Origin of the sequence: Sulfitobacter sp. M85, from assembly GCF_029285915.1 — a bacterium.
Classification (GTDB): domain Bacteria; phylum Pseudomonadota; class Alphaproteobacteria; order Rhodobacterales; family Rhodobacteraceae; genus Sulfitobacter; species Sulfitobacter faviae.
In genome coordinates this window covers 643,917-659,414 of the sequence record NZ_JABECQ010000001.1, presented here as the reverse complement: position 1 = coordinate 659,414, position 15,498 = coordinate 643,917, and the positions used below count along the sequence as shown (strand labels likewise).

The window sequence follows — 15,498 nt, the reverse complement described above, 5'->3', positions numbered from 1 at the left end:
TTGTACATTGCTTGAGGGCTGTGGTAATCTGCCGATCAACCCGGGTCCAGCCTCGCATCGCTTGACCCTGCGCGGGGATTGGCAGACCCTATGCGTAACTCATTGCCGAAAAGGATTTTCCGATGTCTCGCATTTCCACCGCGTCGCTGTTCCTCGCCCTGCCGGTCACGCTGGCTTCGACGCCCCTCTGGGCCGATCTGACCCCTTCCGACGTCTGGGGCGATTGGCGCCAGTATATGGAGAGCATGGGCTATGAGGTCGAGGCAAGCGAAGCCTTCAACGGCGATGACCTGACCGTCAGCGATGTGACCCTGAAAATGGACATGGCCGAAGAGGGCGGCGATTTCTCCATGTCGCTCGGCACGCTGAGCTTTGCGCCCGAAGGTGACGGAGCGGTCAATATCCGCATGCCCACCGTCATGCCGATGACGATCAACGTCGCGCCCGAAACGGCGGAGGATGAACCGGTGTCGATGGTGTTGAACTACGCCCAGACCGCGCCGGTGATGCGCGCCAGCGGCAGCGCCGAGGCACTGCAATACGACTATGCCGCCGACAGCATCTCTCTCACGCTGGCCGGGCTCAAGGTGGGTGAGCAAAGCTATACCGAGGAAGAAGCCAAGTTCACGCTGATCGGCACCGGTGTCAGCAGCCGGACCGAGATGACCGGGACCGAGACGCGCCGCTATGACCAATCGGGCCGCATCGACAGCCTGCAATATGACGTGGTTATGAAAACCCCCGAAGACCCGGCCCGCGTTGCCGTCACGGGCGGGGTCGATCAGGTGGTCTTTGACGGCAGCGGCACGCTGCCGATGATCGACGCAGGCGCCGACGTGGCCGCGATGATGCGCGAAGGTCTTGCCTTCGACGGCAGCTTTACAGCAGGCGCGGGCCGCACCGACATGCAGGTTTCCGACCCCGAGAATGGGGAGTTTCAACTGATCTCAAGCTCGACCGGGGCAAAGCTCGGCGTAGCCATGGGGCCGGAGGGGCTTTCCTATGACGGCGGCCAGCAGGACATCGAGGTCAGCGTGACCGCCGCCGACATGCCCTTCCCGATCCAGTTCAGCATGGCAGAAAGCGCCTTTAACCTCAAAATGCCGGTATTGAAGTCCGAAGAGCCGCAGGATTTCACTTTTGGCGTCACACTCGACCGTTTTGAGATGTCGGACATGATCTGGGGCATCTTCGACCCCACCGGCCAATTGCCCCGCGACCCGGCGACCTTGGTCGTGGACCTGTCGGGCAAGGCCAAACTGCTGTTCGAACTGATGGACCCCGAAGTCACCGCCACCATGGGCGATGAGGCACCGGGCGAGATTCACGCGCTGAACGTGAACGAAGTGTCGCTGGACGTGGCCGGGGCCGAGTTCGACGCCTCGGGCGCGATCACCTTTGACAATGACGATATGCAAACCGTGCCCGGCATGCCGAAACCCGTGGGCGCACTGGATCTGTCGCTGGTCGGCGGCGTGGCCCTGCTCGACAAACTGGTGGCGATGGGCCTCGTGCCGCAGGATCAGGCGATGGGCGCGCGGATGATGATGGGCCTCTTCACCGTACCGGGCGAGGGCGAAGATTCCCTGACCTCCAGAATTGAGTTCACCGAAGAGGGCGGCATCCTCGCCAACGGTCAGCAGATCAAATAACCGGCGGCGCGGCCCTGCGCCGCGCCTGCCTTATCTGGGAAAATAGAGCCCAGCCCTTGCCCCCTGCGGGGCGGGGGATTACCCCTTTTCCAACCCCAAAAGGAGCCAGACCATGCCAGACGCCCTTGATGCATTGACCAAGTCCCTCCTTCACGCGGCCACCAAGGCCGGGGCGGATGCGGCCGATGCCATGGCGATCACGGCAAGCTCTGTCTCGATCGAAGTGCGCGGCGGGGCGCTGGAACAGGCCGAACGCTCCGAAGGAACGGACATCGGGCTGCGGGTCTTCGTCGGCCAACGTTCGGCCAATGTCTCGGCCTCCGACACGTCCTCGCGCACGATCGAAGAGATGGCCGAACGCGCCGTCGCCATGGCCCGAGAAGCGCCCGAAGACCCTTATTCCGGGCTGGCCGATCCCGATCAACTCTCACCCCGCCGCGATGCCGACGGGCTGGAGCTTTGCGACCCCACGCCCGAACCCTCCCCCGAAGCCCTGCAAGAGGACGCCGCCCGCGCCGAAGCCGCCGCGCTGGCCGTCAAAGGGGTCAGCCAAGTGCAATCGGCGGGCGCGGGCTATGGCGCGCAAGAGATTTACCTTGCCGCGACAAACGGGTTCGAGGGCGGCTATGCCCGCAGCGAACGCGGGCTGTCCTGTGTCGCCATCGCAGGCAGCGGCACCGGGATGGAGCGGGACTACGACGGCGACAGCCGCATCTTTCAGGCCGATCTGCGCGACGCGCAGGAGATCGGCACACGCGCCGGCGAACGCGCGCTGGCGCGGCTCGACGCCCGCAAGCCCCCCACCGGCAGCTACCCGGTGCTGTTCGACGAACGCATCGCCGCCTCGCTGATCGGGCACCTCTTAGGGGCGATCAACGGTCAGGCGATTGCGCGCGGCGCGTCCTTCCTGCGCGATGCTAAGGGCGAGCAGGTGCTGCCCGAAGCCCTGTCCTTGATCGAAGACCCGACCCGCATCCGCGCCACCGGCTCGCGCCCCTTTGACGCCGAAGGGCTGCCGACCCAGCGGCGGGCCATCGTCGACAAAGGCATCTTGCAAGATTGGACGCTCGACCTCGCCACCGCCCGCAAGCTGGAACTCAGCCCCACCGGCAACGCCGCGCGCGGCCCCGGCTCTGGCCCGCAGCCGTCGAACTGGAACATCGCGCTGACCCAAGGGGAGGCCAGCCGCGACGATCTGATCGCCGAGATGGGTACGGGGCTATTGGTGACCTCCATGATCGGCAGCACGATCAACCCCAACACAGGCGACTATTCGCGCGGCGCCTCGGGCCTCTGGGTTGAGAAGGGTGAGATCACCCATGCGATCAACGAATGCACCATCGCGGGCAACCTGCGTGACATGCTGCGGGCGATGATCCCCGCTAATGACGCGCGGACGCATCTTAGCCGCGTCGTGCCTTCGCTGCTGGTGCCGGGAATGACCCTTGCCGGTGCCTGAGGACGATCTTTCCCTCCTGATCGACGCCGCCCGCAAGGCAGGTGCCGTGGCGCGCGGCTTTGTCGGGGCCACGGCGAAACGCTGGGACAAGCCCGATAACGCAGGCCCGGTGACCGAAGCCGATCTGGCGGTGAACGATCTGCTGCTGTCGGAGTTGCGCGGCGCGCGGCCCGACTATGGCTGGCTGTCTGAGGAGACGGAGGACAATACCGACCGGCTGAGGCATGAGCGGGTCTTCATCATCGACCCGATCGACGGCACCCGCAGCTTTGTCGAAGGGTCCGACACTTGGGCGCATTCGCTGGCGGTGGCCGAGGGCGGCACGGTGACGGCGGCGGTGGTCTATCTGCCGATGCGCGACATGCTCTATGCCGCGCACCGGGGCGGTGGGGCCACGTTGAACGGCGCGCCGATCCGCACCTCCGAGGTGGGCAGGCTGGCCGAGGCGACCGTGCTTGCCGCGCGGCCCGCGCTGGTGGCCGAACGCTGGCACGGCGGCGCGGCACCGGTGTTCAAACGCAGCTACCGCCCCTCGCTGGCCTACCGTATGGCGCTGGTGGCCGATGCCTCTTTCGACGCGATGATCACCCTGCGCCGCACATGGGAATGGGACATTGCCGCCGGCACGTTGATCGTGGCCGAAGCGGGCGGCAGTTGCACCACCGCCACGGGCGCGCCGCTTAGGTTCAACAACCCGGACCCGCGCGTCGATGGCATCGTGGCGGGTGGCCCCTCGGTGCAGCGCGCGCTGATCGACGCCCTTGCGTGACCGGCCTCATCTGCTAGGCACTATGCGCAGCACCGCAGCTTTGACAGATCAAAGGACAGCTCCATGACCCAACGCCTGCACCTTGTTTTCGGTGGCGAACTTGTCGATCCGACCAAGAACGCGTTCAAGAATGTCGACGACATCCATATCGTCGGGATCTTCCCTAATTACGCCAGCGCCTATGACGCATGGAAATCCGAAGCGCATCGCACCGTGGATAACGCGCATATGCGCTATTACATCGCCCATCTGCACCGCCTGCGCGACGAAGAGACATCGGCCTCGCCCACCGAAGAGCTGGAATAAACCACCATGGCGGCGCGGTCGCTGGGGCTTGCAGCCTATCGCGCCCTCGTGCGCCGGGGCGGGGCCGAAGACGCGCCGCCCTACGCCCCCCGCCCCGAGGGGGAGCTGGTCTGGATGCATGCCGCCGAAGCGGGCAACGTGCTGGCCGTGCTCGACCTCGCCAAACGGTTCATGGCGATGCGCGACCGGGCCGCGGTGCTGGTCACCCTCTCGGAAAGCGCGGCGGCCCAAGAGCTGCCCACGCCCGAGACGCGCGATCTGTTCATCCTCCCCGCCCCCAGCGAACACCCCGACAATGTGGCGCGCTTCCTTGGCCATTGGCGGCCCGATTTCTGCCTGTGGACATGGGGCGGGCTGAGGCCCAACCTCGTGTTGGAGACCGCAGGGCGCGGTTGCCCCATGATGATGATCGACGCCGACAGCGCCGGTTTCGATGGCCGCCGCGACCGCTGGCTGCCCGATGTGACGCGGCAGTTGCTGGCGGCTTTCGATCAGGTGCTGGCCCGTTCCCCCGCCGTGCTGCGCCGTCTCGTGCAACTGGGCCTGCCGCGCAATAAGGGGCAGGTGACCTCGCCGCTGTTGGCAGGCGGTCAGGCGCTGCGCTGCGCGGAATCGGATTTGGCGGATATGTCGGCCTGCCTTGTCGGGCGTCCGGTTTGGTATGCGACGCAGGTTTTGACCGAAGAGATACCCGTCATTCTCACTGCCCATCGCCAAGCGCTGCGCCTCTCGCATCGGTTGCTGCTTATCCTGCACACCCATGATTACCCGACCGCCGATATCGCCCATGAGCGCGCCCGCGCGCGGGGGTTCACCACGATGCGGTGGGGCGATGACCCCTACCCCGACGAGACGACGCAGGTCATGGTGGCGGACGATCCGGGCGACCGGGGGCTGTTCTTTCGGGTGGCGCCGGTGTCTTTCCTCGGATCTTCGCTGGTCTCGGGCCACGGCGGCTGCGACCCGTTCGAGGCCGCGGCACTTGGCTCGGCGGTGCTTTACGGCCCCAAGGTGCGCAACTTCCTGCCCTCTTACGGGCGGCTCGCCACGGCGGGGGCGGCGCGGATCGTGAATGACGCGGGCGCGCTCGGCAATGCGGTGTCGCGCTTGATCGCGCCGGATCAAGCGGCCACGATGGCCCATGCGGGCTGGGACGTGATCAGCGAAGGGGCCGAACTGGCCGATAGGGTGATTGAAATGGTGCAAGACCGGCTCGATGAACAAGCGGGAGCATCCGATGCGCGCGCCTGATTTCTGGCATCTGCCCCGCCCCGACTGGCGCGCGCGGTTGTTGCAACCTCTGGGCGCGCTTTATGCCACGGCCAGCGCGCGGCGGCTGGCGGGCGGCAGGCCGCTGCGGTTGGGGGTGCCGGTGATCTGCGTCGGCAACATCAACGCAGGCGGCACCGGCAAGACGCCCACGGTGATGGCGGTGGTGCAATATTTGCTGGAGTGCGGCCATCGCCCGCATGTCGTCTCACGCGGCTATGGCGGCACGCTGGAGGGGCCGGTGCGGGTCGCCCCCCTGCAGCACAGCGCCGAGGAGGTCGGGGACGAGCCACTGCTGCTCGCCGCCTTTGCGGATGTCTGGGTCGCCCGGGATCGCGCAGCGGGTGCGCAGGCCGCCGAAGCTGCGGGGGCAACGGTGGTGGTGCTGGATGACGGTTTTCAGAACCCCGCGCTGGTGCAGGACCTGAGCATCGTCGTGGTAGATGCGGTCAAAGGGTTCGGCAACGGCCTCTGCCTGCCCGCCGGGCCGTTGCGTGAGCCTGTCGCGGCGGGGCTGGCGCGGGCCGATCTCTTGCTCTCCATCGGGGATGAGGCGGCCCAAGCGCGCTTTGCGAAACGACTGCGCAAGACGGACCTGCCGCACGCCCGCGCCGAACTCGCCCCGCTGCAAACCGGAATGGATTGGTCGGATTCCCAAGTCCTCGCCTTTGCAGGCATCGGCCATCCTGAGAAGTTTTTCGCCACGCTGCGCGGGCTGGGGGCAACGATCCTTCACGCCGAGGCACTGGAGGATCACCAGCCGCTCACCTCGCGGCTGATGCTGCGGCTGGAGGCCGAGGCCGCGATGCGCGGCGCACAGCTTGTCACCACCGAGAAAGACGCAGTGCGCCTGCCGATAGAGTTCCGCGCCAAGGTGCTGACCCTGCCGGTGCGCCTGGCCCTGCCCGAAGGCAACGCGCTGCACGCAGCGCTGGACAGGCTGCCACCGCCCTAGGCCTTGTTGTCCTCGCCCAGTTTCGGCGCGGGCCGGTGCAGCGAAAGCTCGGCCCCCGAAAAGGTAAAGGGTGACCGCAGCCCCGGCACACCGTCCAGTTCGATCTGCATGCCCCGCGCCACGACCTGCGGATCGGCCATGACATCGGCCATGTCGTTGATCGGCCCGGCAGGCACGCCATGCGCTTCGCAAGCGGCCAAAAGGTCGTCACGGCTGCGCAGACGGGTGGCTCCGGTCAGGCGGCGGATCATCTCGGGCCGGTTGGCGACCCGGTCGGCGTTCTTGAGGTACTCCGGCGCGGTGGCCATGTCATCGAGCCCCAGCAATTGACACAGACGCTGGTACTGCCCGTCATTGCCCGTGGCGATGATGAGATGGCCGTCGGAACACTCAAACACCTCATAAGGCGTCAGGTTGGGGTGGGCATTGCCCATCCGCGTCGGCGCCTTGCCGGTGGTGAGATAGTTCATCGCCTGATTGCCGGTGATCGCCACGGCGCAGTCGAGCAGGGCCATGTCGATATGCTGGCCCACGCCGGTTTGGTGACGTTGGTGCACAGCCGCCAGAATCGCGGTGCTGGCATAGACCCCGGTAAAGATATCGGTGATCGCCATGCCGGATTTCTGCGGCTGGCCGTCCGGCTCTCCGGTGATCGACATCAGGCCGGACATGCCTTGGATGATGAAATCATAACCCGCGCGATGGGCGTAAGGCCCGGTATGGCCGAACCCCGTGATCGAACAATAAATCAACTTCGGGAACTGGGCAGACAGGCTGGCATAGTCCAACCCGTATTTCGCCAATCCCCCGGTCTTGAAATTCTCGATCAGGATATCCGCATCGGCCAAAAGCTCTTTGACCTGCGCCTGACCTTCCTCAGTGCGAAAATCCACGGTGACCGAGGCTTTGCCCCGGTTGGTCGAGTGGAAATAGGAAGCGGTGACATCCTCGTCCCGGGTGACGAAGGGTGGCCCCCATTGGCGGGTGTCATCCCCCGCCGGGCTTTCCACTTTGATCACCTCGCATCCGAGGTCCGACAGTGTCTGACCGGCCCAAGGGCCAGCCAGAACACGCGCCAATTCGACGACTTTCAGTCCTGCAAGCGGTGCGGTCATTAGCCAGCCAGCGCGTCGTCGAGGATTTCTTTCATGTCGGCATAGGACATGTTGGAGTGTTTCTTGCCGTCGATGACAAAGCTCGGCGTGCTTGAGATGTCATCCTCTTTGGCGTTTGCGGTGTACCATGCCACCAGCGCCTCGGCCTTTTCGCCGTCTTTCAGGCATTCATCCAGCGTCTCGTTATCGAGCCCGGCCAGACGGCCAATCTTGCGCAGCTCATCGACGATGGCGGCAGGCTCGCCCGCGCGGGTCCATTCGCTTTGCGATTTGTATATCAGGTCAGCGATGCCAAAGAACTTCTCTTGACCGCCGCAGCGCGCCACCATGGAGGCCCAGAGACCGTAGCGATCGAAATAGACTTCGCGGTAGATGAACTTGACCTTGCCGCTGTCGATGTAATCGGCCTTCAGCTTTTTGAAGGTGTCGTTGTGGAAGGTCGCGCAATGCGGGCAGGTGAAAGAGGCGTATTCGACAACCGTCACCGGCGCGTTCTCATCACCCAAGACCATCTCGGTGATGCCGGAGGTGTCGACTTCGCCCTCGGTCGTTTGCGCGTTCGCAGCGCCGACGAAGGGGGTCAGCGCAGTGCTGCCGAGGGGGGCCGAGCCAAAGCTGCTGGCAGCGAACCAGCCGCCGACGCCGAGGGTGGCAAGACCGCCAAGGATTACGTTTCTGCGATTCATAGGATGTTCCTTCCGTTTGACCAGCTATCAGATCGTCAGCTTTGGTTCTTGTTCAATATGTTCTCGCCCAGACGTGCAAGGGCCTCGCGCAGCCCCTCATCGGCCACCGGCTTGGCGGCTTCGGCTGCTTTTTGTTGCAACGCGGGGTTGGGGCGGGGCTTCTCGCCCTTGGGCTTGTGATCGAAAGCGACGCGCCCCTCGGCAAAGCCGGTCGCCGCCGTTTGGGTGATCCGCACCCGCGCGATGGCGTTGTAGCCATAGACCGCGTTGACCCGCGCGCGCAGTTGCTCTTTCTGCATTTCCAGCATGGGCGCATTGGCCCCGGTGGTCAGCAGGGTCAGGGTGGCACCGATGCCCTCCTTGCGGCCATAGCTGACCTCGACAGGGCGCGAGATGGCGGCGGTTGCCTCGCCCGCGATCTCGGCCCAATGGGTCAGCAGACGCGATTGCGCAAAGCCGCGCGTCTCGCTCGCCTTGCGGATCTGTTGCGAGAGCAGGCTGTTGGTGCGTTTGAACCCTTTTGTAGTCGTACGACGTGGCGGCATGGCTTTGTTTCCCGAATGTGCTGACATACATAACCATTTGCCCCAGCGTCACCAGCCCCTGCCCCGTCGAAAGGCCTAAACATTGCGTGAGAAAACCCGCGTCAGCGAGCTGCCGCCGATCCTGCTAGAGTGGTACGACACCCATGCCCGCGCCCTGCCATGGCGGATGCCGCCACAGGACCGGATCGCCGGGGTCATGCCCGACCCCTACCGCATCTGGCTGAGCGAGGTCATGTTGCAGCAGACCACCGTGGCCACGGTAAAGGATTACTTCGCACGGTTCACCGCCCGCTGGCCGGATGTCGCCGCCCTCGCCGCTGCCGAGGATGCCGATGTGATGGCCGAATGGGCCGGGCTTGGCTATTACGCGCGCGCCCGCAACCTGCTGAAATGCGCGCGGGTGGTGGTGGATGAGCATGGCGGCAATTTCCCCGCAGATCACGACGCGCTGCTGAAATTGCCGGGGATCGGGCCCTATACGGCGGCGGCGATTGCCTCCATCGCCTTCGATCTGCCCCATGCGGTGCTCGACGGCAATGTGGAGCGGGTGATGGCGCGGGTCTATGACATCCATACGCCCCTGCCCGCCGCCAAGCCCGAGCTGATGGCCCGCGCCGCCGCGCTGACCCCCGCGCACCGGCCCGGAGACTATGCCCAAGCGGTGATGGATCTGGGTGCCACGATCTGCACCCCCAAATCCCCCGCCTGCGGCATCTGCCCGTGGCGCGGACCCTGCGCCGCGCGGGCGGAAGGCACGGCGGCGCTCCTGCCAAAGAAGACGCCCAAAAAGCCGAAGCCCATCCGCCACGGCACGGTCTACCTCGCACAGCGCGAAGACGGTGCGTGGCTGCTGGAGACGCGGCCCGACAAGGGCTTGCTTGGCGGCATGCTCGGCTGGCCCGGCTCTGACTGGGTCGACACATCTGAGCCGCGCCCTGAGGGGACGCCGCCCTTGGCCGCCGATTGGCGCGCCCTGCCGGGTGAGGTGCGCCACACCTTCACCCATTTCCATCTGATGCTGACGGTGCAGCACGCGCGGGTCGGCCATGATGCCGCGCCGCAAAACGGCGACTTCATCGGCCAGAACCAGTTCCGCCCCAGCGATCTGCCCACCGTGATGCGCAAAGCCTTCGACCTCGCGCGCTAGCGCCGCGTCAGGCTTTGTGCCTCGGGCAAACTGCGGTATATCTGGCGCGCAACTATGAGGTGCCCCATGGCCAACCGCATCATCGCCGCCCAAGACCTCGCCCGCCTGTCCCGCGCCCTGCCTTTCTGGATGTCCCTGCTACTGATCCCGCTGGCGTGGTTCTGTGCGGCGCAGGGCGGCTGGACCATCGCGCTGCTGCCGCTGGTGACATGGTATCTGTTTTCGATGCTCGACGCGGTGCTGGGGCTGAACCTCGACAACGCCGATCTGGAGGCGACGGAGGATGACCTTTATTGGTACCGCCTTGTCACCCTGCTCTGGACCCCGCTGCAATTCCTCACCGTCTTTGGCCTGATCTACTACGCCACACGCGCCGGGCATCTGGACACGGCAGAGCGGATCTTTCTGTTCTTTGGCGTCGGCGTCATCACCGGCACTATCGGGATCAACTACAGCCATGAGCTGATGCACCAGCGGAACAAGACCGAACGGCGGCTGGCGGATATCCTGCTGGCCATGGTGCTATATTCGCATTTCCGGTCAGAGCATCTGTTGGTGCACCACCGCCATGTCGGCACCCCGCGCGACACGGTGACGGCGCGCTACAACGAGGGGTTTCACCGCTTCTACCCCCGCGTGCTGCGCGAGTCGCTGACCTCGGCCTTTCAAGCGGAAAAGAACATGCTGGCCCGCAAGGGGCTGCCTTGGACCGATCCGGGCAATCCCTTTTTCAAATACTGGGCGCTGCAAGCCACCTTTTTGCTGCTGGCGCTGATCTTGGGCGGGTGGAGCGGTCTGGGCCTGTTCCTTGTCCAAGCCGGGGTGGCGATCTGGCAATTGGAACTGGTCAATTACATCGAACACTACGGGCTGACGCGCAAACATCTGGGCGGCGGGAAATATGAACATGTCCAGCCGCGCCATTCGTGGAACGCGGCGCATAAGGCCAGCAACTGGCTGCTGATCAACCTGCAACGCCATTCCGATCACCATTACAAACCCGACCGGCGTTTTCCGGTCTTGCAGACCTACGGCACGGGCGATGCGCCGCAGCTTCCCTATGGCTACCCGGTGATGACCATGGCCGCCATGGTGCCGCCGCTGTGGCGGCGCGTCATGAACCCGCGGGTGCGCAAATGGCGCGAGATGTATTACCCCGAGATCACCGACTGGAAAGCCTACAACAAGGCGAGCAACCCCCTGCCCCGGCTTTGAACACGGCAACGCAAAGTTAAACTTTGCCTGCCAGAAAAGCTGCGATTGTTACCAGTGGAGTGGTATTGATGCAGCACCAACAAACACCCGCGCGGGCGGCCTATGATGGCACCTGTCTGATCGTCGAAGACAGTGAGTTTGACCGAGAAAGGCTGCGCCGCGTTCTGGCCCGCGCCTATGGCGGGATGCAGGTCGAATTCGCCCCCAGCATCGAAGCGGCACGCCGGGCGCTCAGCGCCGGGGACAAGGCGCTGATCCTGCTCGACAACAACCTGCCCGATGGGCTGGGCGCGAATTTCGCGCTGGAACTGGCCTGTGATCATCGCCACGCCCAAACCCCCGTCATCATGCTCAGCGATTGGCCCTCTCCGGTCATGTGGGAGAAAGCCGCCTCTGCCGGGGTGCTCTATGTGGTGAATAAATGCGATTTCGATGCCAGCTACCTCGCCGCTGCGCTGCGCGCGCTTCAGAGCCGCAACCGGCAGATGCATTAGGCCAGCCTTACAGGCTGATTCAAAAAAACCCCGCCATCGGGCGGGGTCAAGGTAGGCACCCGTGTGCATGCCCCTCACGCAGAGGGGCCACGGGTGCCGGCGCTGTTCGATTATCCGGGGTGGATCAGTTCGCCATCTCGGCTCTGATCTGCTGACGCAGAATGTCGATGGGGACATTCTTGCCGTCTTTCTTGTAGCACCAATAGGTCCAGCCGTTGCAGCTGGGGGCTTTCTCATAGGCGGCGCCCACCTGATGGATCGACCCTTTGACATCGCTGCCGATCAGGGTGCCATCGGCACGGACCTTGGCCTTGTGGCGTCCATTCATGGAATAAAGGTTCTCACCCGGGCGCAGCATGCCACGCTCGACCAACTGACCGAAAGGCACACGCGGCTCGGCGCGTTTGGAGGTGGTGGTTTGCAGCGCTTCGTTGTCGAATTTGCGCACCATCGCGATCCGCTTCTCGGCCACCTTGCGATAGGCTTCCTCACGTTCAATCCCGATAAAATCGCGGCCCAGCATCTTGGCCACGGCGCCGGTGGTGCCGGTGCCGAAGAACGGGTCGAGGATCACGTCGCCGGGGTTGGTCGAACCGACAAGGATGCGGTGCAGCAGGCTTTCGGGTTTTTGCGTCGGATGCGCCTTCTCGCCCGCCTCATCCTTCAGACGCTCGTGGCCGGTGCAGATCGGCAGCACCCAATCGCTGCGCATCTGGATGCCTTCGTTCAGCGCCTTCAGCGCCTCGTAGTTAAAGGTGTATTTGCTGTTCTCGCTCTTACCGGCCCAGATCATCGTCTCATGGGCATTGGTGAAACGCTTGCCACGGAAGTTCGGCATCGGGTTGGACTTGCGCCAGACCACGTCGTTAAGGATCCAGAAGCCTTGATCCTGAAGCGCGGCACCGACGCGGAAAATGTTGTGGTAGCTGCCGATCACCCAGATTGCGCCATCGGGCTTGAGCAGACGCCGCGCGGCTTTCAGCCAGGCGCGGGTGAATTCGTCATAGGCTTTGAAGCTGGCGAATTGGTCCCACTCGTCATCAACTGCATCGACCTTGGAGTTGTCGGGGCGATGCAAATCACCTCGCAACTGCAAGTTGTAGGGCGGATCCGCGAAGATCAGATCCACCGATTCTGCTGGGAGGGCGTTCATTGCCTCAATGCAATCGCCCGCAACAATAGTGTTCAAGGGAAGCGCCGCGGCGCCCTTTGTCATCGTTTTCATATCTCTGCCTCATTACCCGGCGCTTAAGCGCTCATTGGTTGTGGATAAAATGAGCCATCAGAGAATCGTGGTCAATTTCTTTTTTGAATCAATCGGTTAACAAATTGGCTTGATACAAGATATTGTGTACCGGTTTGAACAAACGTCTATGGTGTGGGGTGACACCAAGATCCTGCAGGGCGGCGATGTGGCTTTTCGAGCCATAGCCCATATTGGTTTCCCAGCCGTAACCCGGATGCTGTTGCGCCAAATCCACCATGAGGTTATCGCGCACGGTTTTCGCAACGATAGAAGCCGCCGAGATCGACAGACAGCGCGCATCGCCCTTCACCACAGGTTGCGCGGGCAGCGCCAAATCACGCGGAAGCATATTGCCGTCGATCAGCGCATAGTCCGCTTTGCAGGCCAAACCGGCCAAGGCGCGGGTCATGGCCAGATGGCTGGCACGCAAGATGTTGTGTTCCTCGATCTCTTCGACCGTGGCATGGGCCACGCAGACCACGGCGACCGACATGATCTCTTCATAGAGCCGCTCACGGGCGCGGGCGGTCAGTTTCTTGGAATCGTTCAGCCCCTCGGGGATCTCCCCTTCGGTAAAGACCACCGCGGCAGCTGTGACCGGCCCGGCCAAGGGGCCACGGCCTACTTCGTCGACTCCGGCGATGGTGCGAAAGCCGCGTGCAGCCGCGCCGCGTTCAAGATCATAGTCAGGTATCATGGGGCTGGTGAAACCGCATGCGCCCAAAAGGTGCAACAAAAAAGAGAAAGGGGAGGCGCCCGAACACCCCCCCTTTCAAAACCCGAGCGACAGGGACGTGCCGCTCGGTCAAGGCACGCCGGATTTACCGACGCGCCAAGCTGTAACCCGAGTCGCGCAGACAGCGGGCGTCATAGCCGTAGCGCGCGCCCTCGGCGGTACTGACGCGTTTGGCGCAGTAGCGGGGCAGGCGATCGGCATAGGAGTAATTCTTTTCAAGGCAAGGTTCGCCAAACATCATGACCTTGCCCTCATCGCCCTCATAGCTGCGGAAGCACTGCTGCGGCAGCAGTTTGCGGTCCACCCGGTCCGGCAGGGGGCGCACTTCGCGCTCAGGGTACGTGGTACGGTCGCGCTCAGGGCGGGACCAGTCGTCGCGGCGCGGCGCGGGGCGCGGATCGACATAGGGGCGCGGATGGGGCCGTTTGGAAACCGTGGGATAATAACGGGGCGCCTCATAGACCGGCGCGGCACGGCGGCGGGTGACCGTCTCACGCTCCTCGCGCTCTTTCTTGTTGTCGTAGATCATCTTGCCCACGATCGCGACACCGGCAATCGCGGCAAGCGTGCGCAGCACCTCTTTTTCATCGGCAGCAGCCGGGCGGGCGCCAAAGGCAGTGATGGCAACCGACAGGGCGGCGATGGTAGCAATGAACTTGCGGTACATGGGTCTGGTCCCTTCTCGTTATCGGCGCGTTTCGCTGCGCCCTTGATCCTCTGCGGCCATAACTCGGGGGCCGCGTATCGGTTCGTGTGTCTGTTGGTGCCACCAAATTGGGATGAGGGCCAAAGACAGGCAATAACAGGGGGTCGTTATCCAATAACAAGGCGCTCAAAACGCCTTGGTTATTGAATATCAGCGGGTGAAAGCGCATTAAAAACATATGAAAAACCCATGTCTCTCATTGCTGACCGCGCTGGCGGTCATTCTGGCCCTGCCCGCCGCGGCAACGGCTGGATGCTTTGCCGATTACAAGGCCAAGCAAGACAATCCGCTGCGCCTTCACTATGGTGTGGCGCAGATCTCCGGGGCCTGTGAGCCAGCCTCCGCCGAAACCGAACTCACGCCGCGTCTTGCAGCGGAGGGCTGGACATTGTTGAATGTGCTGTCTGTTTTCGGGGACGAAGGCTTGGATCAAAGGAAAGACAGTGCAGGAACATTCTACCTCCGCTTCTGACATGCGCAGATTTGGCGGGCGTTTCGTGATCGGTGGCATCGCCGCCGTGGTCGCCGTGCTTTTGGTCGGGGCGCTTGTGCTGCTCTGGGCGCTGCCGGATGCGAACGTCTTTAACGCCCGGGTTGAGCGGATCTTTATCGATAATGACGATCTGACCACCCAGGCCGAGATCAAGCTGCTGGAAATCCTCGCCCAGTCCGGCACCGCCTTTTCCGAGACCTTGGCCAGCTACCGTATCGTGATCGTGGTGCTCTTGGTCTTTGCCAGCGCCATGCTGGTCGCGGCGATGGTGTTTCTGTTTATGCTGATCGGCTTCAACCGTCGCATGGCCCAGATTGAGCGGACGGGCATTCAAGTGAACTCTCTGCTGATCAGCCGGGAAGAGAATACCGTCTATCTCAACAACCTCGGCTTCAAACTGACCACCGCCGCGATGGAGACGATGTCGGTCCTTGCCGAGGCGCGGATGGATGATGACGTGCTCTCAGGCTCCGAGATCGAAGGCATGATCTCGGGCCGCAGCCCTGCCGACTGTGATGAGGCCGCGGGCGCCACGCGGATCAAACGCCTGCGCGACACGCTTGGCAACCAGCTGGTGTCGGAACTGCTGGTCAAGAACATCGCCCGCCGCGGCTATATGCTGGCGATCAACAAGGACGTGATCAAGGTTCTCTGACCCCGGCAAAGCACCGCCCTGCCCCGCCCGCGCGCGGCTGGCCCTAGCCA

Annotated in this window: 17 protein-coding genes; 11 read left to right on the top strand and 6 right to left on the bottom strand. The window is 63.7% G+C overall.

The features are described 5' to 3' along the window. Window positions 1-122 precede the first annotated feature (122 nt). From HKX24_RS03360 to lpxK, 6 genes are all read left to right on the top strand, one after another. A complete protein-coding gene (locus HKX24_RS03360; RefSeq protein ID WP_271692882.1) occupies window positions 123-1,652 on the top strand; it encodes a DUF2125 domain-containing protein in 1,530 nt (509 codons plus the stop codon). Between the two features lie 112 nt (window positions 1,653-1,764). Next, on the top strand, window positions 1,765-3,111 hold the full coding sequence (locus tag HKX24_RS03355; RefSeq protein WP_271692881.1) for a TldD/PmbA family protein: 1,347 nt from the start codon (window positions 1,765-1,767) through the stop codon (window positions 3,109-3,111). Next, window positions 3,104-3,880 (top strand): 3'(2'),5'-bisphosphate nucleotidase CysQ, encoded by a 777-nt coding sequence (locus HKX24_RS03350; RefSeq protein ID WP_271692880.1) that lies wholly within the window; start codon window positions 3,104-3,106, stop codon window positions 3,878-3,880. The genes HKX24_RS03355 and HKX24_RS03350 overlap by 8 nt, the downstream gene beginning before the upstream one ends. Before the next feature lie 63 nt (window positions 3,881-3,943). Beyond that, window positions 3,944-4,186, top strand: a complete 243-nt coding sequence (locus HKX24_RS03345) for a DUF4170 domain-containing protein (RefSeq protein WP_067262181.1) — start codon at window positions 3,944-3,946, stop codon at window positions 4,184-4,186. Between the two features lie 6 nt (window positions 4,187-4,192). Continuing rightward, window positions 4,193-5,437: a glycosyltransferase N-terminal domain-containing protein gene (locus HKX24_RS03340; protein WP_271692879.1), complete on the top strand. Its 1,245-nt coding sequence runs from the start codon at window positions 4,193-4,195 to the stop codon at window positions 5,435-5,437. Next, on the top strand, window positions 5,424-6,410 hold the full coding sequence (lpxK, locus tag HKX24_RS03335) for a tetraacyldisaccharide 4'-kinase (RefSeq protein WP_271693778.1): 987 nt from the start codon (window positions 5,424-5,426) through the stop codon (window positions 6,408-6,410). The genes HKX24_RS03340 and lpxK overlap by 14 nt, the downstream gene beginning before the upstream one ends. On the opposite strand, the gene HKX24_RS03330 is transcribed toward lpxK, so the two are convergent. From HKX24_RS03330 to HKX24_RS03320, 3 genes are read right to left on the bottom strand one after another with little or no spacing between them, the layout of a single operon-like run. Next, complete coding sequence (locus tag HKX24_RS03330) at window positions 6,407-7,525, bottom strand: CaiB/BaiF CoA-transferase family protein (RefSeq protein WP_067624451.1); 1,119 nt, start codon at window positions 7,523-7,525, stop codon at window positions 6,407-6,409. The two genes, lpxK and HKX24_RS03330, sit on opposite strands and share 4 nt — an antisense overlap. Then, window positions 7,525-8,211 carry a DsbA family protein gene (locus HKX24_RS03325; RefSeq protein WP_271692877.1) on the bottom strand — a complete coding sequence of 229 codons (687 nt, stop codon included), beginning with the start codon at window positions 8,209-8,211 and terminating at the stop codon, window positions 7,525-7,527. Before HKX24_RS03325 ends, HKX24_RS03330 begins: the two co-directional genes overlap by 1 nt. Before the next feature lie 35 nt (window positions 8,212-8,246). Further along, window positions 8,247-8,756, bottom strand: a complete 510-nt coding sequence (locus HKX24_RS03320; RefSeq protein WP_271688827.1) for a DciA family protein — start codon at window positions 8,754-8,756, stop codon at window positions 8,247-8,249. A gap of 82 nt (window positions 8,757-8,838) precedes the next feature. Here HKX24_RS03320 and mutY point away from each other — a divergent pair, with 82 nt between their 5' ends. From mutY to HKX24_RS03305, 3 genes are all read left to right on the top strand, one after another. After that, window positions 8,839-9,903: an A/G-specific adenine glycosylase gene (gene mutY / locus HKX24_RS03315; protein WP_276153825.1), complete on the top strand. Its 1,065-nt coding sequence runs from the start codon at window positions 8,839-8,841 to the stop codon at window positions 9,901-9,903. 66 nt (window positions 9,904-9,969) lie between these two features. Continuing rightward, a complete protein-coding gene (locus tag HKX24_RS03310) occupies window positions 9,970-11,118 on the top strand; it encodes an alkane 1-monooxygenase (protein ID WP_271692876.1) in 1,149 nt (382 codons plus the stop codon). A 68-nt stretch (window positions 11,119-11,186) separates the two neighbouring features. Beyond that, entirely contained in the window at window positions 11,187-11,612 is a 426-nt protein-coding gene (locus HKX24_RS03305; protein WP_271692875.1) for a response regulator, read from the top strand. 124 nt (window positions 11,613-11,736) lie between these two features. Here HKX24_RS03305 and HKX24_RS03300 read toward each other — a convergent pair whose 3' ends face one another. The 3 genes from HKX24_RS03300 to HKX24_RS03290 all read right to left on the bottom strand — a co-directional run bounded on the left by HKX24_RS03300 (window position 11,737) and on the right by HKX24_RS03290 (window position 14,261). Beyond that, window positions 11,737-12,837, bottom strand: coding sequence for a site-specific DNA-methyltransferase (locus tag HKX24_RS03300; protein WP_271692874.1), 1,101 nt, complete (start codon window positions 12,835-12,837; stop codon window positions 11,737-11,739). A gap of 88 nt (window positions 12,838-12,925) precedes the next feature. Further along, window positions 12,926-13,555 carry a ribonuclease HII gene (locus HKX24_RS03295; RefSeq protein ID WP_271692873.1) on the bottom strand — a complete coding sequence of 210 codons (630 nt, stop codon included), beginning with the start codon at window positions 13,553-13,555 and terminating at the stop codon, window positions 12,926-12,928. Between the two features lie 124 nt (window positions 13,556-13,679). Further along, a complete protein-coding gene (locus HKX24_RS03290; RefSeq protein ID WP_271692872.1) occupies window positions 13,680-14,261 on the bottom strand; it encodes a hypothetical protein in 582 nt (193 codons plus the stop codon). Between the two features lie 217 nt (window positions 14,262-14,478). Here HKX24_RS03290 and HKX24_RS03285 point away from each other — a divergent pair, with 217 nt between their 5' ends. Both HKX24_RS03285 and HKX24_RS03280 read left to right on the top strand, forming a co-directional pair. Further along, on the top strand, window positions 14,479-14,772 hold the full coding sequence (locus HKX24_RS03285) for a hypothetical protein (RefSeq protein ID WP_067265999.1): 294 nt from the start codon (window positions 14,479-14,481) through the stop codon (window positions 14,770-14,772). 1 nt (window position 14,773) lies between these two features. After that, window positions 14,774-15,448 carry a hypothetical protein gene (locus HKX24_RS03280; protein WP_271692871.1) on the top strand — a complete coding sequence of 225 codons (675 nt, stop codon included), beginning with the start codon at window positions 14,774-14,776 and terminating at the stop codon, window positions 15,446-15,448. Window positions 15,449-15,498: the final 50 nt, after the last annotated feature.